The sequence below is a fragment of the Bacteroidota bacterium genome (assembly GCA_018698135.1).
Taxonomy (GTDB): domain Bacteria; phylum Bacteroidota; class Bacteroidia; order CAILMK01; family JAAYUY01; genus JABINZ01.
The window spans coordinates 1-21,389 of the sequence record JABINZ010000110.1; the positions used below are offsets into that span (position 1 = coordinate 1).

Consider the following 21,389-nt stretch of genomic DNA (forward strand, 5'->3'; position numbering starts at 1 on the left):
AAACGCTCCATCTTTTCCAAAAAGCGACTTCCCACTCTTAAACTGTTCTAGCGCTTTTTCTTCTAAATTGTCTAAATAGTTCTGATCCATAATCAAATTTACGATTTTGGACAGAGTTTAATTTACACCCTCTATTTTTTCAATTTGTTTTTCTGTTTTAATTACAGCCCCTTTCTTGTTATCAAGAGTCATGTTAATTGTAATTCTGCTAATATCAAAATAGTTATTTGATGAAGTATGATTTACTTCTCGTATGACATAAATAAAATAAATATTCTCCGCTACTGAACTTGGAATAATAAATAATTGGTGCCTAGTTTCATTATGAATATATATATCGTTTTGTGAAAACATCGACTGTTCTCCATTCTTCATTATTTTAAACTCCTTATTGTATACATTAATAGCATTTGCAAAAAACAATAATTCTCCATCATCATTGCATATAGAAGTCGTAGGGAAAAGTGGTAGTGAATCATGTCCAGTACTGATATTGGTTGTTTGCAGTTCAGAAATCCCATCACAACCAAATTCATATAATGTCACATTAGACGCAGATAAAGGCCAATTTGTATTTATCCATTTTAGTCCTTCAAACTGAGCTATTACTTGATTGGAAACAAATAAAAAAATAATTAATAATGCAATTTTAAAAGCTAATTTAGTAATTTTCATTAATAATTTATCTTGTTTCGCATAGCAGGTATTATTATGGGAATGCACAAAAGAAAACAACTTAATTTCCAAATTTGTTTTCATATAGAGATGAGTTAAATTTAGTAGTTATCAATATATAATGTAGATAACCATGTTATAAGCCTGCTCTAAGTTACGAAAAATAATGCAATTAAGTAATTTAGCTTAATCTAAAACGTAATAGTGAATAAATAAAGTAGTAGTTAATAGCTTGAACTTTTAACCTTAAAACTTAAATTGTAAATTTTTTAATTTCAATTTTTTAATTTGATTCCCTTAATCATCTTCCCTCAAGTCGTGCTTGATGCATTCACAATCAGGTCGGTAGTGTTTCAGTACTTCATAACTGATACCTGTCGAGCTGAATCCTCCATCATGAAAAAGGTTTTGCATGGTCACCATTCTGGTTAAATCAGAAAACAAGGTAATACAATAATTAGCACATTCATCAGCTTTTGCATTTCCAAGTGGTGACATTTTTCCAGCAAAATGATAAAATGAGTCAAATCCTTTAATTCCCTTACCAGCTGTTGTTTTTGTAGGAGACTGCGAAATTGAATTGATTCTCACTTTTTTCTCTAAGCCATAATGAAGTCCAAAACTTCTGACGATAGATTCAAGCATGGCTTTGGCTTGTGTCATATCCCCATAAGTAGTGAAAACACGTTGTGCTCCAATATAACTCAATGTTAATACCGAACCATATTCATTAATAGCATCCAGTTTTTTGGCTGATTGTAATAATTTATGGAATGATACTGCAGACACATCCATGGCGTGCATGAAGTCTTTATAATTCAAATCTGTATAATCTCGTCTTTTAATAACATTTTTCGACATGCCAACTGAATGCAAAATAAAATCAAGCTTTCCGCCAAGAATTTCCTGCGATTTAGTCAGTAAGTTCTCCAAATCATCCAGCGAAGTAACATCGGCAGGTATAATCTCTGCATTGCACAGCTTTCCTAATTCATCTATCTTCCCAAATCGTAGGGCAATGGGTGCATTTGTTAATACAAAATTAGCACCTTCTTCATGTGCTTTTTTTGCTACTTCCCATGCAATAGAATCTTCGTTTAAGGCACCAAAAATAATTCCTCTTTTACCTTTAAGTAAATTGTAACTCATTCGAAATACTTATTTATAATGATATTTAGATAAGTCGCAAAATTAAGCAAAATTTCTTACTAGCTCTTTGGCACTTTCCATTGCCATTGGGGACGGGTTTTCTCCTCCAATCATTTTGGCAAGCTCCAGGATTCGTTCTTCCAGACTGAGTTTACGTAAGTGTGTGTGTGTTGTATTTTGGTCAGAAGTTTTATAAACAAGAAAATGTGAGAGACCAAATGAAGCTACTTGGGGTAGATGGCTAATGGCAATTATTTGATGATTATCAGCCATTTTAGACATCATTTCGCCAACTTTAAAGGCAATTTCACCGGATATACCTAAATCTATTTCATCAAAAATAATACTGGGCAGTAATGTGGAACCAGCCAAAATGTGCTTAATGCATAACATCAATCTCGAAAGCTCTCCTCCTGAGGCAACTTTAGAAACAAGTTGCATAGGAATTCCTGTATTTGAACTGAATAACACAGCCAGATTATTCAGTCCGTTTTCAGTAATTTCTTCCAGATTATTTTGCGATAAATCAAATTTAATAGAAGCATTGTTCATCCCAACACTTGCTAATAATAAGACCAAACGACTTTCTAATTCAGGAATAACACCTTGGCGTTTTTCTGATAAGGATAATGCTTGTTTTTGAAGTAAAGTGCTTGTAGATACAATTTGTTTTTCCTTGTCTTGAATGGACTCCTGTAAACTTGAAATGCCTGCTATTTTTGTATGCAAATCTTGCTCAAGTGCAATCAATTCTTCAACTGTGTTTAATTGATGTTTCGATAGTAAGTTATTGATAGCATTGAAACGAACAGTTAATTCATCCAGTTTTTGATTATCTATGTCTACCTTTTCACTAAAAGCAGCCATTTCTGGAATAATTTCCTTCAGCTCAATTTCAACCGATTCAATCTGTCGTAAAAACTCTTCCAGTTTTATGTTAAAGGATGCAATACCAGCCATTTGTTTACGGGCTTCAGCTAATTTCTGACTGATAGAATCTTCTGCATCATCAAATGAGTAAACCAACTGATCTAAAGTATCTTTAATTTTCTCAGCATTCGAGAGGGTGAGTAATTCATCCTCAAGCTTACTATCTGTTTCAGCGACTAAACACAAGGAAGCTATTTCCTTTTGCTGAAATTCAAAATAATCAAGATCTTTTTTAGCCTTGCTCTCTTGTTGGATAAGTGTATTTAATTCCTTTTTTAGTTGAAGTAAGTTGGTATATTCTTTATGATATTGAATTAGCAGGGATTTATTTTCGGCTACTGCATCCAAAATAGAGAATTGAAATTCATTAGTATTCAATAACAGGGTTTGATATTGAGAATGAATATCAAGCAACAAACTGCTAAAGTCTGTCAGTATATTTATTGTTACCGGAACATCATTGATAAATGCTCTTGATTTGCCGCTATTGCTTATTTCTCTTCGAATGATGGTGTGTTCATCAAAATCAAGATCATGTGTTTGAAAGAATTGCTTTTGTTTGTCATTCTCCAAGCTAAAACTACCTTCAATTATGCATTTTTTGTTGGGGTTAAACAACACACTGGTATCAACTCTTTTTCCTAAAATAAGTTCTAAAGCACCCAGTATTATTGACTTTCCTGCACCTGTTTCTCCAGTAATCACATTAAATCCGCTATCAAAATCGATTTCGATTTCGTCAATAAGCGCATAATTCTGTATCCTTAAGGATTTCAGCATGGATTTATTGGACTTTACTTGAGCTTATCTGAATACTCCGAACTTTTTGCTGCATCAATTTCTTTAACCAGTTCAATTATTGCATCTTTTTCGGATGTTGTAGCTTCTGAGAATATATTTTGAATTTCTACTCTTTTTGTATTGAAAAATACGGTCATCAAAAAGGAACTTGGTTCGTCACGATGTATTTTCTTGAGCTTTTCCAACACATCAAGAATTTCACTTCGGCCTGATTCTTTTTCGACATACATTTTATCTAATCCCAGACGATGATAGGAATAGGATAAATCGCGCAATGGCTTGTGGATATTATCCAATGTTTGATCAATGAGCCAATATCGATTATTTTTCTTTGTTGAAAAATTATCCCAACCAGGATAGTCTTTTCCTTGAGCAATATTGACAATATTTTGGGCTTTCTTTAAATAGGCAGATCCACCATATTTAGAATATGAATCGTAATCTAATCCAATTATATAGTAAACGTAAAAAGATAAAACTGCAGCTAAATTAGATGTGAATGAACCTTCTACAAATTCTATGGTTTCGTGTTCCACATAGTCAAAAACGAAATTATCGTCCTGAAAATTAAACATTGGTGAATTATAGGAGGTATTGTAAATAGGTCGCACACTTTGAATTTGAATTTTACCTTTGAATTTATCAGTTGAAATACGGTCACTGATGGTAATATAGAAGTTACACTCAATACGTTCGTTTGGTAAAAATTCATCTTCTGTCCAAACCGTATTTCGCAGAAACTCATTGATCCCATCACGCATATTATCATACACATGCTTATCGGTTGATTGAACAGTAGGTGAAATTACATTCACATTCACATTAAGTTCTTGACTATAAAGCTGTATACTAGCAGAAAATAATAATAGAATTACTAAACTTTTTTTGATCATCATGTCATATTAATTCAAACAAAAATAATGTATTTAGTGAAATGTTTGTTAGGATATTAACCACAAACCTTACAAATTATTGCTTGGAATTTATTTCTAATTCGTCAAACTTATCAGATTGCAAAACTTCCACTGCTTTCTGATATTTATTATTCATTTGGTTAAACACTTTATAATAAGCTTCAGCTTCATAAAGTTGCCGAGCAATCAGTGCTTTAATCTGGTTTAAAATAATGTCTTTGGATTTATTAAACTCATCTTCCCTATATTCTACGCCTGTTTTTTTTGCATGTACGTTGAATTCCTTCAATACGCTATTGGCAGAAAAATAAGTGTTAAAAGCTTTGAAATCAGGATATTTATTGAGCAAAAGCGGACGATTATTATCAACATATTGCAGTACAAAACTAGAAAAAGATCCACTTCGAATTAATTGATTGAGGTAGTAGGTGTTTCCGCTGCTATCAATAGCTACAAAAATATCGGGCATGATACCACCACCACCATACATTATCCGGCCGTTTGCTGATGTAAATTTTAAACTGTCGTTGAAATGCACAGAATCTGCTGAATATACTTCGCCATTGGCATATCGTTCATACATCTCCATATAATAATCATCGGTACCTGTATCGTAAGGTTTCTGAATGAAACGCCCCATCGGTGTATAATATCGTGCAACAGTTAAGCGTATTTTTGATTGATCAGAAAGCACAAATTCTTCCTGCACAAGTGCTTTTCCAAAAGTTTTTCGTCCGATGATTATAGCTCTATCCCAATCCTGAACAGCACCTGCTAATATTTCACTGGCTGATGCTGAACCTTCATCTATTAAAACAACCAGTTTACCGGAAGTAAAATCTCCCCGACCATTGGAAAAATAATTTCTTCTTTTTCGCATACGGCCTTCTGTATATACGATCAGTTTTTTGGAGCTGAAAAATTGATTGGTAATATCATAAGCTGCTTTTAAATAACCACCCGGATTTCCTGATAAATCAACAATCAAACTTTGCATACCCTCTTTTTCGAGTTTGTATAAAGACTCTTTAAATTCATCAAATGTGGTGGCTGAAAATCTATTTATTTTAATGTAGCCAATGTCTTCATTGACCATGTAAGATGCATCGATGCTAAACAAAGGAATTTTGTCTCGTGTAATGGTAAAATCCAATAGATCGCTTTCGCCATTGCGCTTTAATTTGACATTTACTTTAGAGCCTTTTTTTCCTAATAATTTATTTCTGACATCTGCATTTTGAATCCCAATTCCGGCAACTACTTCATCATCAATATAAATAAACTTGTCTCCAGCCTGAATGCCCAAAGCTTCAGAAGGCCCGCCTGATATGGGGGAAACGACTATAATAGTATCTCGTAAAATATTAAATTCGATTCCAATGCCTTCAAAATTTCCATCTAAATCTTGTTCAACAGCAGCAACATCAGCTGCATCAATATAATAGGAGTGAGGATCCAAATCTTGTAAAAGCTTCAAAATGGTTTCATTGATTAACTTATCCTCCTGAATAGTATCCACATACGTTTCATCTATTTTGTTTAAGACTTCAGTGAGTTTATTCTGATAGGGATATGGATGAAAGCGTTTGCCAAGATACATTCCAAATGCAACCATAAGAGCAAAAAGAAATGGCAGCAGAATTTGTGTTTTCTTATTCATGAATTGATTATTACTTCCTGCAAAATTAGCAATTATTAAACCAGTAAGCCTGATCGTAGTGACTAAAGTTAATTTGGATAGTTTGACAGAAGAATAGATGGAAGAATTGTTTGCAGATGATTTAAAATATAGAACTTTGAACAAATTGAATCATGTATAATTATCAAAGTATTTGCAATCAAGTAATTGAAATTGTTAAAGAGACAGCTCAATTTCAAAGAAGGGAGTATGACAAATTAAATCGTGCGAATGTTGCATTTAAAGATAAAAACGATTTAGTGAGTTATGTGGATATTGAATCAGAAAAATATTTAATAGACAAATTAAAACCATTAATAATAGGAGCAGAGTTTCTTGCTGAAGAAGGTCATGCTGATATAGATTGTCTTCGAGATCAAGCAATCTGGATTATTGATCCTTTGGATGGAACAACCAATTATGTTCATCAGGTTCCTGTTTTTTCAATTTCAGTTGCACTCTATGTAAATAAAAAGGCAGTAATAGGTGTAGTTTATGAGGTAATCAGGGATGAATGCTTTTATGCCTGGCAGGATTCTCCATCTTTTCTGAATGGAAAAGAAATTCATGTAAAAGAAAACGATTCCATTCAGAATGCACTGATCGGAACAGGTTTTCCCATCAAAAACTTTGAAGTTAAAGAAAGCTATCTGCGGATTTTTTCTGAATTGATAGAAAAAAGTCGTGGATTAAGGCGCTTGGGCTCTGCAGCAGTTGATCTGGCTTATGTTTCCTGTGGCCGTTATGATGCTTTTTTTGAATACAATTTGAATCCATGGGATGTTGCAGCCGGTTTATTTATTGTTCAGCAAGCTGGAGGAGAAGTAAGTGATTTTTCAGGAGGAGATAATTATCTATTTGGTAAGCAAATTTTGGCAGCGAGTTCAGCTTTATTTAAGGATATGCAAAGATTAATTGAAGAAAAGAAGTAAGAATATAATAATCAGTCTAAGTGTTTTCTTAAGCCAATATCATAAGCAATTCTCATATAATTTCTTAGATCTTCATTAACGTCTTCTTTTTGTTTGATACGAACATAATGATTGAAAATACTAGATTCAGGTACCTGAGCAATTTTGTAAAATTGATTTTCATCCAGTTAGTTTTGTCTGAATTGAAAAACGACATCAATATAATCCTTTCCTAAACGGTGAATGTAGCCAAATCGAATTTGAGCAGCAAAGGAGATTCGTGTTTTTGCTGGATGAAGAACAATTTCTCCAATTTTATTAAACTCTTCCAGAAAATGAAAAAAGAGCCCGATAGTGTGTCCCGACTTTCCATGCAAATAATTCTCAACTGACTTATCACGACAGGAATGATTGGCATTTTTGTAAATAAACTTTTGACCGCATTTGGTGCATGTCCACATCATAAAAGTACTTGTTTTTCTGCAAATGAAAATACAACAAATATTTGTAAGGAATTTGTTATTAAGTTCATTTTCCTAGTAGATTACCCTAAAAATTTAATAAATTCGTATACTAAATAAATCAAAAATTGTAGCACATGAATTTCGATGAAATAGTAAAATTACTAGGAGAAAAAGCAGATTATCTGTTAAATTATAATAATGTAGCCATATCCAAAGATAACCTACATTTACCATCATCAACATTTGTCGATGATATCTGGATGAGTACAAATCGTAATATTCAGGTTCTCAAAAGTTTGCAATCTATTTATGGACATGGTCGCTTAGCCAATACTGGTTATATGTCTATTTTACCCGTTGATCAGGGAATCGAACATTCTGCCGGTGCTAGTTTTGCTCCAAATCCAATTTATTTTGACTCAGAAAATATTGTCAAGCTGGCAATTGAAGGTGGTTGCAATGCGGTAGCCAGTACTTTTGGTGTGTTGGCTTCTATATCTAGAAAATATGCTCACAAAATTCCTTTTATTGTAAAGATCAATCACAATGAATTATTAACCTATCCCAATAAATTCGACCAGATTATGTTTGGCTCAGTAGAAGAAGCTTGGAATTTGGGTGCAGCAGCAGTAGGAGCAACGATTTATTTTGGATCGGAAGGTTCAAATCAGCAAATTATAGAGGTGTCAGAAGCATTCGAACAAGCACATGAGTTAGGAATGGCTACCATTTTATGGTGTTATACCCGCAATGATGCATTTAAAAAAGATGGAGTTGATTATCACGCATCTGCTGACTTAACAGGACAAGCAAATCATCTTGGATCAACCATTCAGGCTGACATTGTAAAACAAAAATTGCCAACTAATAATGGTGGATATAATGCCATTAAGTTTGGCAAAACAAGTCCTAAAGTATATTCTGAACTGAGTACTGATCATCCTATTGACCTTTGCCGTTATCAGATTGCCAATTCCTATATGGGACGTATTGGTTTGATAAATAGTGGTGGGGCATCATCTGGCGCTTCTGATTTAGCCGAAGCAGTTGAAACAGCTATCATTAACAAAAGAGCTGGTGGTAGTGGTTTAATATCTGGCCGAAAATCATTTCAGCGTCCAATGAAAGAAGGAGTAGCCTTATTGAATGCTATTCAAGATGTTTATTTGAATAAGGATATTACGATTGCATAACATATTATTACAGCTTCACTCATTAAACAATTGAATGAGTAAATGGTATAAAAAAATTGCCGAAGGAATTCCTTCTACATCAATTTTTAGAAAGTCGCTTCCTGAAGGTGTTTGGGATCGATGTCCTACATGCAGTATGAAGATTGCTGAAGTAGATATCGAAGCTCAGCTTTTTGTTTGCACCTGTGGTCATCATTTTAGAATTGGATCCGAAGAATATTTCTCTTTTCTTTTCGATGATGGAAAGTATAAAGAATTGTTTCATGAAATTGTGCCAAAAGACATTCTTAATTTCGAAGGGGTTCAACCCTATAAAGAACGATTAATTAGCGAACAGGAGAAAAGTGGTTTAACTGATGCAGTTCGTGTGGGCAAAGGCAAGCTGAATAATGTTAAACTGATTCTAATTGCCATGGATTTTAGCTTTATAGGTGGAACCATGGGGTCAGTGGTTGGCGAACGCATATCCAGAGCAATTGATCATTGTATAAAAAACAAACTTCCATTAGTTATTATTTCCAGATCGGGTGGTGCAAGAATGATGGAATCCTTTTACTCGTTGATGCAAATGGCTAAGACTTCGGCAAAACTCATTTTATTAAGTCAGGCTGCATTGCCCTATATTTCTATTTTGACAGATCCTACAATAGGGGGAGTTACGGCTTCGTTTGGAATGAAAGGTGACATCAATATTGCTGAACCCAATGCCAATATTGGTTATACTGGACCACGAGTTATTAAAGAGTCAACAGGAAAAGATTTACCTAAAGGATTTCAGCGATCTGAGTTTTTAATGGAAAAGGGTTTTCTCGATATTATTGTTGAAAGAAAAGATTTGAAATCGACTTTAACTCAGTTGCTTGAATTAATAATGGCAAAAGACAAAGAGGAACAAGCTTAAATTCTACGATTAAATGAATAGCGACCGTAGAAAACAAGTATATATTTTCCTGCCTATTCTTCTGTTTTTCGCATATTTCCCTGCTTTTTTAGAATTGAATGATCAAAGCGTTCGGATGTGGGATGAATCATTTTATGCGATCAATGCTTATGAAATGATGAATAATGGGGAGTTATGGATCAAGTATTTCAATGATAATCCAGATACATACAACCTGAAGCCTCCTTTAATGACCTGGTTGCAATCACTTTCGTTCATGACGTTTGGCGTTGGAGAGTTTGCCTTGCGATTCCCTTCAGCTTTAAGCGGACTCATATTAATCATGTTGCTATTTTGGCTCATTTACAGGAAAGTAAAAGTTCCTTTATGGGGATTAATTACTGGACTTATATTGGCTACAACACCAGGATTTATTTGTAACCATGTTGTGCGAACGGGAGATTATGATGCCGCCTTAACGCTTTTTCTTTTTTTATCGATGTGGCAGTTTTATTTGTATTTAACGAAGGAAACAGAACTGAAAAAGCACCTCTACTTAACTTCTTTATTTTTGATTCTGGCTGTTTATACAAAAGGCACGGCTGGGCTTTTGTTTTTGCCAGCTATGTTGATTCTGAGTTTAACTTTCAATAAGTTTATGCAGATTATCAAGTCGAAAGAGTTTTATATTTCGGTGTTTGTATTTATTATAATTGTTGGAGCCTATTATTTATATAAAGCAAAGGCACAGCCTGGATATATTGACTCCTGGCTCAAATACGAATCTTTTGGTCGTTTTACAGAAGTTCAGGATGGGCATAGTCATCCTTTCTTTTATTATTTTACGTTATTAATTCGATCGCAGTTTTTACCATGGGTTTTTGTATTACCACTAAGCTTGTTTTTTTACTGGAGTGAGAAAAATGATCAGATCAAGCGGTTATTAAAATTTGCTTTAGTTTCATTTATAGGTTATATTTTATTTATCTCCCTATCTCAAAGTAAATTAGAATGGTATACTGCTCCCATTCTCCCATTTTTAGCCATTCTTTCTGGATATGCTGTGTTTCGAACGATTGATCTTGTGATACATATCATTAATGCTAAAAAATATATTCCTAAATTATTATTCAGCCTTGCGTTTGTGATTCTTGTTTTCTATTTCCCCTATGCAAAAACCATCAAGCATGTTACCAACCCAGTAACAAATTGGGCTGCCAATAAATTTGGAGATTATTATAAACATCTGAAAAGCAATTATCCTGATTTTAAAGAGTTTACTTTATTTCATGATGGCTTTAATACACATGCGGTATTTTATACCAATGTTTTTAATCAGGAATATGGCTATAACATTGATTACGAAATGATATTTCACGATCGATCAATTTACGATAGTGTTTATAATAAGATTCAGGATGGTGATAAAATCATGCTCTACCAAAATGAAATTCTGGATGATTTACGCAATAAGTTTGATGTGAGTGTATTTCATCGATATGATGAACTGAAATTGGTAGAGGTTAAATTGAAGGCTGAGGAGGATTAAGTTTCGTTATGTATTTAGCTTATGACTTTCAAGAATTGTATATACTTTTATCTTTTCTTCGTCAGATAACCAACTAGCCTTAAAACTGTTTTTAGCTAATTGAAGAATTTGCTCTTGCGAAAGATTTAGTGCTTTTGCTACAGCCAAATAGTTCTCATTCAGATAACCACCGAAATAGGCTGGGTCATCAGAATTTATAGTCACTAACACTCCTGCTTCCATCATTTTTAAGAGTGGATAATCTTTCATATTTTTAATGACTTTCAACTCTAGATTGGATAGAGGACAAAGTGTAAGAGGTATTTGTTTTTCAGCAAGTAATTTGACTAAATCTTCATCATCTAAACACCGGTTACCATGATCAATACGATTAACTCTCAATAAATTCAGTGAATCCCAAATGTATTGTGCAGGGCCTTCTTCACCTGCATGTGCAGTTGTTAGAAATCCTTCTTGTTTTGCTTTGGCAAATACGCTTTCGAATTTTCCTGGCGGATTACCAATTTCAGTAGAATCTAATCCAAAACCATCAATCCAATCTTTAAATGACAATGCTTCATCCATTGTTTTGAAAGCAGCTGCTTCATCCAAATGTCTTAAAAAACACAAAATGAGTTTGAAACTAATACCAAGTCTTTCTTGTCCATCTTTCAAGGCATTGTAAATTCCTTTAATCACTGTTTCGAAAGCAATTCCTTGTTCAGTATGTGTTTGAGGATCAAAAAAAATCTCCGCATGAACAATGTTTTGTTCTTTGGCTTTATGGAGATAAGCCCAGGTTAAATCATAAAAATCCTGCTCAGTAATCAGCACTGAAGCTCCTGCAAAATATATGTCCAAGAATTCTTGTAAATTATTAAAGCTATATGCACTTTTAATTTCTTCAACAGTGGAATATTTGATTTGGATATTGTTTCGTTTCGCAATTTTAAACATCAAATCAGGCTCAAATGTTCCTTCAATATGAAGGTGTAGTTCGGCTTTTGGAATTGTTTTTATGTATTGTTCAATTAGCATATTCGATTTTTATTATTACTCTTGATCTACATTTATGTATTCAATAAATGGATTAATAAGGGCTATTTTTTGTCCATCTTTTCTTGAAAACTCTATGGGGTTAGTATTTAGATACCAATAACTTAAAGGAATTTCAACTGTTTGAACAAAGCGGGAAATTCCACTTCCAATACTATTAATCTGTATAGATTTTTCTTCCATTATATTATCATATTGGTAAATTCTGATGTTCAGGTCAAATTCATCCTGCTGTTTAATCACACCCAAAACTATTCTTTCAGCCACTTTAATTGGTTCATTTTCTGGAAAGTTTTTGATCATTAGCGTATTGATTGTAAGTTTAGTTCCATTTACTCGTGTGACGTAATTCAGCTCAAAATTCTTTTCGATGCCATTTATTTTTGAAATTTCAATGGGTTCTATCGTTCTGTTAAATCCTTCTGCTTGATTTATTCTTTCAAACAACAACCAATTTGGGGAATCGTATAAACTTAAATCATAAAATGCATCTTTAAGTCTATAGTTGTTATTGTTCATGATTTCGATATAATTCTTCCAGGCATGATTGATTACATATTTGGGTTGAAAAGCTTTCAGTAATGAATCAGTATTGAGTTTGTAATTTGTTGCAAGTTTGGAGTTTAATCCAGCATTATCAATTACATAACCTTTGAAATGACGACTTAGATGTCCATGTTTCGACATTAATGTATCCGTTTGTTGACTTATTTCTCCTAAATACTCACCTATTAATATGCGTTCGTTTTCCGTGATATTCATATTCTTTTTCAGCCAGATATTCGAAGCTGAGATATCGTTTCTGAGGAAAACAAATAGTCCGACAAAAACAAAGAGAATTGTAGGATTGAGATGGTTTTTAGCGAAGCCAGGTGTTATTTTTACCAGGCTAATACCAATTTGAAAAAGCATGAAAAAGGAGGGAACTCCATAGTACCACATCATTTTTTCACCCGGATTGTAGAAGTAATATAAAATCAGACTGGCCATAAATCCGTAACCAAAAATTAAGTCAGTACTTCTAAAATCAGCTGGCTTGATAAAAACAAATGCTTGATGGATTGTAAATACAATTAAGAATAATATGAAGACAGGGAATAGGTAGTGATCATGCAAATAACCTGTAAGGAACGGAAACCAGTGAGTATCGGGATGAGGGTAAAAATTAACTTTAGCAAAAGCAGATTGTGGAAATGGACTTCCAAAAACAATAAACATAAAAATAAGCCAAATGATGAGGGGTACTACTCCCCATAAAATTAGATCATTGTAAATATTTCTACCGGTATTAGTACTTATTTGTTGCTCCGTTTGAATGGTTTTATTTTTTTGCTGAGGACACCAAAATGGACGACATCTTAATAGTTCTTTCCTATTGATCAATAAATAGATTAATCCAACTACAAAAGCAATTGGCACTGCATCTAATTTCGAAATAACACTCAATGCTAAAAATAACCACATTAACCTGATTTTATCTAACAACATAAAATAGATGGCTGCCAAAATAATAGCTAAATGAAAGGGCGTTTCAATTCCGCTAAAAGCTATACTCAACAAGTCTTTCACGCAAAACATGAGTAAAAACCAGATCAAAAGAATGAGGTAAGCTTTTTTGAGATAAACTCTTGCTATTCGTAAGCTTAAAAAGGATATGGCAAAAACTCCTACAACATTAGATAACAATAATATATTGTGAGAACTGAAAAGTTTCAAGTAGGCAATGGCGCCACAAAAAACTGTATTTAAAAAACCAGATATGCCAAAAACAGGTCCATCGATCGGATTGTAGCAATAAAAATGACCATTGCTAAAATTATCCATGTAACGCAAAGTGAAACCAACATCATCAAAAAAAGTGCGGTTTGCTCCAAGAAATAATATAATTAGTGCGATACCTGATGCGATTATATCAATAATTTGGTTGATTTCAATTTTTATTTTAAAAAAGCGGAATCCCTTTTTGCTAAAAAAAATGGTTTCAGGTATAAGAACACAAAATCCAATAAATAGGATAATGCTTATCAAATTCGATAAGGTAAAGTATTTTATCCTAAAGATGATAACCAGTGCAAAAAGAGCCATGATGAGCCCCGAAATGATCCAAATATGGAGTTTGTGCTGCTTTATCATTCTGATTGATCTTTAGGTGGATGATTTTCATAAATGCCTTCTAATGCTTTTTTATAATCTGGTTTTTCTAACAATCCCCAATAGCTGTTTTTGGGATCTGCTTTTAAAAATACATCCCAATAAGCTGCTTTCGACATGGAATCAAATTGTATGTAACCTTTGTAATATTGATAAGTCTGAAACAAATTGAGAGAGACAAAAAGGAGAATTATGGATATGGTAACAGTTCTTAACCATTGTTTTTTCTCGAATATCCAACTCATGAAGGCGGCAAAAGGAATAGCCATGACACCATATAAATCTATAAATGCCCGATTGCCATAGCCAACATACCACCAGCACCACCAACTTGTGATAACATAGATGCTGAGTATTGAATAAATCATAATAGGCCAAAAGAAAGCTTTTTGATTTTTATAAATAAAAAATAATCCCACTAATGCCATCGACATGAGGGGTGTATATATCAGCCATCCATTTCGGTAACTGAATAATCCTTTTAAAATTTGTGGGTTGCCAAAGAAAAAACGTTCTCCCTGATACGAAAAGTAAAAATACTGACCTGAAACTGCTTTCCAATAAAGTAGCTGAGGAATCCAAACCAAAACAAAAGCAAGCAGAATAATCAGTATCAGGTAATATTTGCTTAAAAAGAGTTTGAGTTTGTCTTTCAAATCATTCAGACTTGATACTCGATATAGAAGGAAAATGATGACTACCAAAATGTTGGTAGGTCTGATTAACACAATCAAGCCAATGAGTAGTCCAATCAATGTACTATTGACTATTTTAGGTTTGTTATGCCATTGAATACTTAGCCAAACAAATAAAGTAATTAAGGCAAAATTATAGGAATGCGACATGGCTGATCGGATGGCTGTGTAATAGAACAGATTTGTTCCCAGACCAATCACCAATAACGTAATAAAAACGACCTGCTTGCTATATAGCCTGATCAATATTTTTTTAAGGTAAATCAAACCTAAAGCAAAAAAGCAAACACTGCTGAGCATAAGTGCTAAACGGTAGGGTAGAGAATAGCCTCCATCCTGATAAGGTGTTATTTTGGCAATTACATGTGCAATGGCAAAAAATGGAGCATAACAGTAACTTAATCCCATCGACATTTTAATTACTTTACCACCTGTTGGTGTAGTTAGTGGTACAAATTTGTCATACCATTTTTCAGGATGCTCCTTTGTGAAATTTAGCAGCACATCTCCATAAATAAAGGTGGCAGGCAAGTAACTATAATAATTAGTTACATCCCAGCTAATTACTTTATCAGCCTGTTTGTAATTTTTAATATTAAAAACAACATAAAGAGCAATTAACAAGGATAAAACAATTAGAATATTGTTGTAATCGAATTTGGCTTTTTTTAACATACTTGAAATTTAATTCAAAATTAATACATCAATAATTATTTTAACTTTTTCGTTTTGCCCATATTTAAATAGAATTAAAGATTATGCTTGCTGACACTTCAATGAATGAAAACTGGTGAAACAAAAAAAAATAAAATGATATGCAAGTAATGAAATAATAGTTTGTCCTACTACTGAAATTAACGCAAAATGATTTTTTAAAATAATAAAATTAAGCAAATGAAAACAATAATTAAAAAAAGAAGAAACACACTTTTACTGACTCTTGCATTATTAGTAGGAATGACTACAGCAGCAATTGCACAGGGACCTGGATATAATAAAAATGCAAAATCTGAGGATGGTCAGCGTTTTTGTAAAAATATCCCAAATTTAACGACTGATCAAGAACAAAAAATTGAGCAGTTACGAACGAAGCAGATAAAAAAAATGACTTCACTCAAAAATCAAATGAAATTGAAACATGCTGAATTACAACTTCTTCAAACTGCTGAAAAGGTTGATATGAAATCAGTGAATGCGAAAATTGATGAAATTACAAATATTAAGAGTGAGTTAATGAAAAATGGTGCAGCTCACAAACAAGAAATCAGGAAGATTTTAACTGAAGAACAACGTGTTTATTTTGATGCACATGGAGCCAAAGGAAAAGGGAATGGGCGTGCAGGTTCATGTGATGGTCATCGTGGTCAAGGATCTGGTGGCTCAGGTCATTTCAGAAACTGCCCAAACAAATAATTGTAATTTGAATAAGTGTTTTTAGGAGTCATCCAATTTATTGGATGGCTCTTTTTATTTTATAAGCCAGGCAAGTAAAATAACAACCAATAATGCGGGCAACATATTAACTACTTTAATTACTTTGATTTCAAGTATGGTTAAACCAAGCCCAATCAGTAACAATCCTCCAGTTGCAGTCATTTCATTAACCATATGATCTGAAAGAAATGATTCGGAAAAAGATGCAAAATATGTCAAACCACCTTGATATAGAAAGAGAGGAATTATAGAAAACAATACACCAATACCAAAGGCTGATGCAAGAGCGATAGAGGAAAATCCATCCATTAATGATTTGGTATAAAGTAAATTGGGTTTTCCACCTAATCCTTCTTCAATTGCTCCCAGTATTGTCATGGAACCTACACAGAAAAGAATGAATGAGGTGATAAAGCCTTCATTAAAACGATCTGAGCCTAAGCTACTTTTCTTTTGAAGGAAATTACTGAACTGGTTGAAATATTTTTCAATATTGATAAACTCTCCAATTACAGCTCCAATTACAATGCTAAAAACTAATATTAATAAGTTATCCGTTTTAAGAGCCATTGAAAAGCCAAGGAATAAGGTAAAAAGTCCGATTGCTTGAAAAACAATTTTTACAATTTTTTTTGGTAATGCCTTGTGTAACAACAAACCAATTATGCTTCCTAAAATTACTGCTCCAACATTAACAATTGTTCCTGTCATAGCCGCAAATTTACGATAATATTGTTTTTCTCTTTAGCACTCATAATGTGTGAATAGCGTCAAATTAGTACTTCTCTTATTTGTTAAATTGAAATTATATTAGAGATAAGACGTTATTTTAAATATCATTTTACTTTTTCAAAAAATAGGGTATCAATGAGTATAAAATCAAAATTATGAAAGCAAAATATATCCTCCTCATTGCATTGTTATTATTAATGTCAGTTCAGGCTCAGTATCCAAATCATATTAATATTAAGGTAGCAGCAGATAATCAATATATTAAATACGAGATAAATGGTAAAAAATCTGGAACTCATTACACCAAAGCTCTTACATTAAATATTCAAAATATTAGTGTTTCAGATTGGAAAATACATATACCAAATGGAATGGTTATGGAAGCCCATGACGTTGATTATCAAAACTTTATTATAACAAATGAAGAAATGATTACGCTTAAAGCTGGGGAGGTTAAAGAGATAGCTTTATTTGCCATGTGCATTGAAAAAAATGATATCGGACCTGGCGAAAATGAACAATATTATTTAGGTGAAATTGCAAACAAGAAGCTAACAAAAGTTAGTCAATTTATTCAAGATCATACTATGTTTCAGCCTGAAGGTCAATATGCTTTGTGGGCTGTTTCCGATAACTATCCTATTTACAACATCGCTGGTTTTGATACTTCCGCACAACGACAACTTCAAGCTCTTGTAGCTGATGTGACCAATCAAAGCATTCCAACTAATAAACTTTCAAATGATTATATGACTGAGTATTATGATGTGCCAATGCAGTTAACAATTGGAGGTGAATTTGAATATAAGTTCAGGACGGATAAAAGTGTAACAATTGCCATGTTTGACACAAACAATATTGTTGTTAGAGAATTATTTAAGAATCCGCTGGTTAAACCCGGATATCACAAATTCGAGTATGAATTTGATGGTAGTATTTATACAGATGAGGTTTACTTTATCAAGTTAATTGTCAATGGAGAAGTAAAATTGAATCTGAAACTGGCTAAAGTTTGAGGTTATTGATAAACTTCGACCTTGAAAATATAAGGTTGTAGTTTTTTTACCTTATCGGTTTTGTCCAACCATTTTATAGAACTTGTTGAAGGTAAAATAATTTGCTCCAAAGTGGAATCTGCAGCCATTTCATTGATTAAGCACTGCAAATATTTTGCTTTAACTGCAAAAGTAGAACTCACATTCTTTGAATGTCTTCCGCTAATTATTCCTACAATATTACCCTGTTCATCTAATAAGGGGGCACCACTATTACCCGGATTCGCAGGAACTGATGTTTCATACGCAATTGTATCGCTTTTAAATCCTGATAAACTGTTAATTGTTCCTTGACCAAAAACCACATCTTCTTTTGAAAATCCAAGGGTGAAAACATCTTGCCCCAGAGTTACATCAGATTGTGATATGACAAATGGTATTGGTCCAAAACTATAAGCACTGTCACATATAGCTTTTAATATGGCAATATCTGCTTTACGACTTTTATACACGACTTTAGCACTGAATTTGATCAAACTGTCTGTATTATTTGTAATGAATATTGTATCAGAGTTCTTGACCAAATGGTAATTCGTAACTAAATAGCCCTGAGAAGAAATTAAGAATCCTGTACCACTATATTTAATCACTGTTTTTTTCTCTGTAGTAAATAGCGCTTTCCAAATAGATTGCTGTGTAGATGATAAGTTCTCAATGTCCTTCTTTAACTCATAATAGGAAGAAACATTTTTATTATAATCGAACCATCCAGCAAAATAGAGAGAGCCGAAAACAGCAGCCAATGCAATAGTTGCAGCAACCGAACTAGTGAAAACTAAATTTCTGACATTCCTTTTGAATCTAGATGCCATTAGTGGGTAGGGCTGATCAAGTTCAAGATGTGATTTTTGTAACTGTTTTTTGATTTTTTTTACCTTCACATACTGATTAAGGCTTTCAATTAGTTCCTGCTGTTCTTTAACCTCTGAAGCGAATTCAGCATTAGCCAACATTTTTTTATTGAATTCAACCAACTCTGTTTTACTGAGTTCGTCTCGTAAATAGCGATCAATAATTTCCTGATTATGAATATTTTTTTCCATATCTCTGGCTTAATCTTTCTGCATTGTTTTTTTCTCTTTTGAGAAGTAAAGCTTTTTTAATCTCTGTAAGCATTTATACTTCTGATTTTTTGCATTATCAGAATTTGTATAGCCCATCATTTCTGCTATTTCGGTCATGCTTACTTTATTAATATAAAACTCTTTGAGAATACTGCTGCATGGTTCCCCTAATTCATTCAGGCAGGAATTCATTAATTTCAGTTTCTTCTCTTTTTCTAGAATTTTAAGTTCTTCACTTTCTTCAATTTCAATTACTTCTTCAAAATCATTTATATTTCCAACTATCTTATATTTATGTTTTAATTCATTTAACCATAATCTGCGGGCAACTGAATATAAATATGTTTTTATTTTACATTCCAGTGAAAAATCACTGGAAGTAATGTTGTTGTAAAAAATAATGATTGCTTCCTGGTAAATATCTTTTGCTTCTTGTGATGAACCACTATTGTTCACTATTAAATTGAAAATCATAGCGTAATGCGTTTTGTAAAGCGCATCCATAGCTTGATTTTCATTGTTTAAAATCCCTTTTATTATTTCTTCATCAGAAAAATAGGATATTTTACCCATTAAGAATCTACTTTTAATATGTGAATAAAGAAAAAGTAACCCATCTTATCATCCTTTTTTAGTCATTGCAATAATACTCATAATGGCTAAATTCAAGAAAATTATTTTTTTAGGTTACCTTTTCGAAAAAATTCTATTAAGTTTGATTTAGAAATTCTAAAACCAAAAAATCAGAACAATGAAAAAAACATTAAGTTTATTAGCCATGGGCTTTTTCCTCTTTGGATTCGTAGCTTGTAACAATGAAACAGCTGACGAAGCTGAAGTAGAAGCAACTGAAGAAGTAGCAGAAGAAGTAGCAGTAGAAGAAGTAGAAGCTGTAGAAGAAGTAGCCGTAGAAGCTATCGAAGAAGCAGTTGTAGAAGAAGAAGTAATGGAAGAAGAAGTAGTAGAAGGTTGCTAAAACATTTTTTACTATTAAAAATTAACCCCGATTATGTCGGGGTTTTTTTTTAGTGTTTTTGTCTACTCTTTATTTCAGCCAGTAGTGCTTTTTTGAATCGAAGTTCTGCTCTTGGAATTCGAATTATTTTTTTGACAGCAAGGATAGTTTTTAGCTTAATCATGTATTCCTTTTCCAAGTCAACTTGATTTTGTTTGTAAAGCAAATAAGCGTTCAATATTTCTTCAGCATCTTGTTCAGAAATCTCTCCTTTTCCTCTAAATGATTTATTCTTTATTTTTTGTTGCTCTTTCATCTCACTAAGTTTAGCATCGTACTGATTATAAATGGGCCAGAACTTTTGAGCTTCAGTAGCACTAAGATTCAATTCTTCAGTGAAAATGGCAATTTTAAGTGATTGAATTCTTTCGTTAGCCTGAGCATTTGATTTTAACATACTCCCTAGTATAGCTATTATAACTAATAATGTTGTTTTTCTCATGTTATTGTATTTATTTAAACGCTTGTTTGCAATGGATTCTTAAAAAGCATTATTATCGAGATTCAACTGAAATGATTAATTTTCCTGATTTCATAACTCGTCTATCAATAGCGATTCATCAATATAATCCAAGTCTTCAATTTCAATAATATTCATCATATTATTTTCATCAATAAACTCAACTATTAAATCTGAATCCACTTGATTTAGAACATAGCTTTCAATTTTGCTCAATTTATTTTCATTGTTATCTTGTATTAAAATCTTTATGGAAATCAGGCCTGCAATAACTAAAATGCTTGCTGCAACCGCAACTATTTTATAATTAGGAAAATTGATTTTTGAATTACTTGTTTTGTGAATTGTTTTGTTCAGAATATTGGCGGACAATTCATCAAAATAGTTTTCGGAAACCAAAAAATCTCCTGATTTATCTGTTTCTGATATGTTGAATTTGTTTTTCATTGATAATTCTTGTTCTTTGACATGCAAACTATAAATAGGTTTAAAAACTATCAGTAATAATCTTTTCAATTTTCTTTACTGCATGATGATAACTGGCTTTTAAGGCTCCTTTTGAGGTTCCTGTTATATCAGCTATTTGTTCATATGTTAATTCTTC

At 32.8% G+C, this 21,389-nt stretch carries 22 protein-coding genes; 7 read left to right on the top strand and 15 right to left on the bottom strand.

Going from position 1 to position 21,389, the window contains the following annotated elements:
* Nucleotides 1–117 precede the first annotated feature (117 nt).
* The 5 genes from HOG71_06900 to HOG71_06920 form a co-directional block, all read right to left on the bottom strand.
* A complete protein-coding gene (locus HOG71_06900; protein ID MBT5990565.1) occupies nt 118–675 on the bottom strand; it encodes a hypothetical protein in 558 nt (185 codons plus the stop codon).
* Nucleotides 676–972: 297 nt separating this feature from the next.
* The gene (locus HOG71_06905; GenBank protein ID MBT5990566.1) at nt 973–1,824 is read right to left on the bottom strand and encodes an SDR family oxidoreductase; all 852 of its coding nucleotides are present in this window, start codon (nt 1,822–1,824) and stop codon (nt 973–975) included.
* 42 nt (nt 1,825–1,866) lie between these two features.
* Nucleotides 1,867–3,534 carry a DNA repair protein RecN gene (gene recN / locus HOG71_06910; GenBank protein ID MBT5990567.1) on the bottom strand — a complete coding sequence of 556 codons (1,668 nt, stop codon included), beginning with the start codon at nt 3,532–3,534 and terminating at the stop codon, nt 1,867–1,869.
* Nucleotides 3,535–3,548: 14 nt separating this feature from the next.
* Complete coding sequence (locus HOG71_06915) at nt 3,549–4,451, bottom strand: DUF4835 family protein (protein ID MBT5990568.1); 903 nt, start codon at nt 4,449–4,451, stop codon at nt 3,549–3,551.
* Between the two features lie 73 nt (nt 4,452–4,524).
* The gene (locus HOG71_06920) at nt 4,525–6,129 is read right to left on the bottom strand and encodes a S41 family peptidase (GenBank protein ID MBT5990569.1); all 1,605 of its coding nucleotides are present in this window, start codon (nt 6,127–6,129) and stop codon (nt 4,525–4,527) included.
* A gap of 152 nt (nt 6,130–6,281) precedes the next feature.
* On the opposite strand from HOG71_06920, the gene HOG71_06925 reads away from it, so the two are divergent.
* Nucleotides 6,282–7,079: an inositol monophosphatase gene (locus HOG71_06925; protein MBT5990570.1), complete on the top strand. Its 798-nt coding sequence runs from the start codon at nt 6,282–6,284 to the stop codon at nt 7,077–7,079.
* A 167-nt stretch (nt 7,080–7,246) separates the two neighbouring features.
* Here the strand turns inward: HOG71_06925 and HOG71_06930 are convergent, their stop codons facing one another.
* The gene (locus tag HOG71_06930; protein MBT5990571.1) at nt 7,247–7,522 is read right to left on the bottom strand and encodes a hypothetical protein; all 276 of its coding nucleotides are present in this window, start codon (nt 7,520–7,522) and stop codon (nt 7,247–7,249) included.
* A 134-nt stretch (nt 7,523–7,656) separates the two neighbouring features.
* Here HOG71_06930 and HOG71_06935 point away from each other — a divergent pair, with 134 nt between their 5' ends.
* From HOG71_06935 to HOG71_06945, 3 genes are read left to right on the top strand one after another with little or no spacing between them, the layout of a single operon-like run.
* Nucleotides 7,657–8,715, top strand: coding sequence for a class I fructose-bisphosphate aldolase (locus HOG71_06935; protein ID MBT5990572.1), 1,059 nt, complete (start codon nt 7,657–7,659; stop codon nt 8,713–8,715).
* 34 nt (nt 8,716–8,749) lie between these two features.
* Nucleotides 8,750–9,616, top strand: a complete 867-nt coding sequence (accD, locus tag HOG71_06940; GenBank protein MBT5990573.1) for an acetyl-CoA carboxylase, carboxyltransferase subunit beta — start codon at nt 8,750–8,752, stop codon at nt 9,614–9,616.
* Nucleotides 9,617–9,629: 13 nt separating this feature from the next.
* Nucleotides 9,630–11,144 carry a glycosyltransferase family 39 protein gene (locus HOG71_06945; GenBank protein ID MBT5990574.1) on the top strand — a complete coding sequence of 505 codons (1,515 nt, stop codon included), beginning with the start codon at nt 9,630–9,632 and terminating at the stop codon, nt 11,142–11,144.
* 6 nt (nt 11,145–11,150) lie between these two features.
* On the opposite strand, the gene HOG71_06950 is transcribed toward HOG71_06945, so the two are convergent.
* From HOG71_06950 to HOG71_06960, 3 genes are read right to left on the bottom strand one after another with little or no spacing between them, the layout of a single operon-like run.
* Nucleotides 11,151–12,161 (bottom strand): adenosine deaminase, encoded by a 1,011-nt coding sequence (locus HOG71_06950; GenBank protein MBT5990575.1) that lies wholly within the window; start codon nt 12,159–12,161, stop codon nt 11,151–11,153.
* 15 nt (nt 12,162–12,176) lie between these two features.
* Nucleotides 12,177–14,312 (bottom strand): hypothetical protein, encoded by a 2,136-nt coding sequence (locus HOG71_06955; protein ID MBT5990576.1) that lies wholly within the window; start codon nt 14,310–14,312, stop codon nt 12,177–12,179.
* Nucleotides 14,309–15,700, bottom strand: a complete 1,392-nt coding sequence (locus HOG71_06960) for a hypothetical protein (GenBank protein ID MBT5990577.1) — start codon at nt 15,698–15,700, stop codon at nt 14,309–14,311. Before HOG71_06960 ends, HOG71_06955 begins: the two co-directional genes overlap by 4 nt.
* Nucleotides 15,701–15,919: 219 nt before the next feature.
* On the opposite strand from HOG71_06960, the gene HOG71_06965 reads away from it, so the two are divergent.
* A complete protein-coding gene (locus HOG71_06965) occupies nt 15,920–16,438 on the top strand; it encodes a Spy/CpxP family protein refolding chaperone (protein MBT5990578.1) in 519 nt (172 codons plus the stop codon).
* A 54-nt stretch (nt 16,439–16,492) separates the two neighbouring features.
* Here the strand turns inward: HOG71_06965 and HOG71_06970 are convergent, their stop codons facing one another.
* Nucleotides 16,493–17,170 (bottom strand): DUF554 domain-containing protein, encoded by a 678-nt coding sequence (locus HOG71_06970; GenBank protein ID MBT5990579.1) that lies wholly within the window; start codon nt 17,168–17,170, stop codon nt 16,493–16,495.
* 176 nt (nt 17,171–17,346) lie between these two features.
* Here HOG71_06970 and HOG71_06975 point away from each other — a divergent pair, with 176 nt between their 5' ends.
* Nucleotides 17,347–18,207: a hypothetical protein gene (locus HOG71_06975; protein MBT5990580.1), complete on the top strand. Its 861-nt coding sequence runs from the start codon at nt 17,347–17,349 to the stop codon at nt 18,205–18,207.
* Nucleotides 18,208–18,209: 2 nt separating this feature from the next.
* Here HOG71_06975 and HOG71_06980 read toward each other — a convergent pair whose 3' ends face one another.
* Both HOG71_06980 and HOG71_06985 read right to left on the bottom strand, forming a co-directional pair.
* Complete coding sequence (locus tag HOG71_06980) at nt 18,210–19,289, bottom strand: trypsin-like serine protease (protein MBT5990581.1); 1,080 nt, start codon at nt 19,287–19,289, stop codon at nt 18,210–18,212.
* 9 nt (nt 19,290–19,298) lie between these two features.
* Nucleotides 19,299–19,883, bottom strand: a complete 585-nt coding sequence (locus HOG71_06985) for a sigma-70 family RNA polymerase sigma factor (protein ID MBT5990582.1) — start codon at nt 19,881–19,883, stop codon at nt 19,299–19,301.
* Between the two features lie 205 nt (nt 19,884–20,088).
* Between HOG71_06985 and HOG71_06990 the strand changes: the two genes are divergently transcribed.
* Nucleotides 20,089–20,286: a hypothetical protein gene (locus HOG71_06990; protein ID MBT5990583.1), complete on the top strand. Its 198-nt coding sequence runs from the start codon at nt 20,089–20,091 to the stop codon at nt 20,284–20,286.
* 49 nt (nt 20,287–20,335) lie between these two features.
* Here the strand turns inward: HOG71_06990 and HOG71_06995 are convergent, their stop codons facing one another.
* The 3 genes from HOG71_06995 to HOG71_07005 form a co-directional block, all read right to left on the bottom strand.
* Entirely contained in the window at nt 20,336–20,767 is a 432-nt protein-coding gene (locus HOG71_06995) for a hypothetical protein (protein MBT5990584.1), read from the bottom strand.
* A gap of 90 nt (nt 20,768–20,857) precedes the next feature.
* Complete coding sequence (locus tag HOG71_07000) at nt 20,858–21,232, bottom strand: hypothetical protein (protein MBT5990585.1); 375 nt, start codon at nt 21,230–21,232, stop codon at nt 20,858–20,860.
* 40 nt (nt 21,233–21,272) lie between these two features.
* A partial coding sequence (locus tag HOG71_07005; GenBank protein ID MBT5990586.1) for an RNA polymerase subunit sigma-70 occupies nt 21,273–21,389 on the bottom strand: 117 nt, incomplete at its 5' end.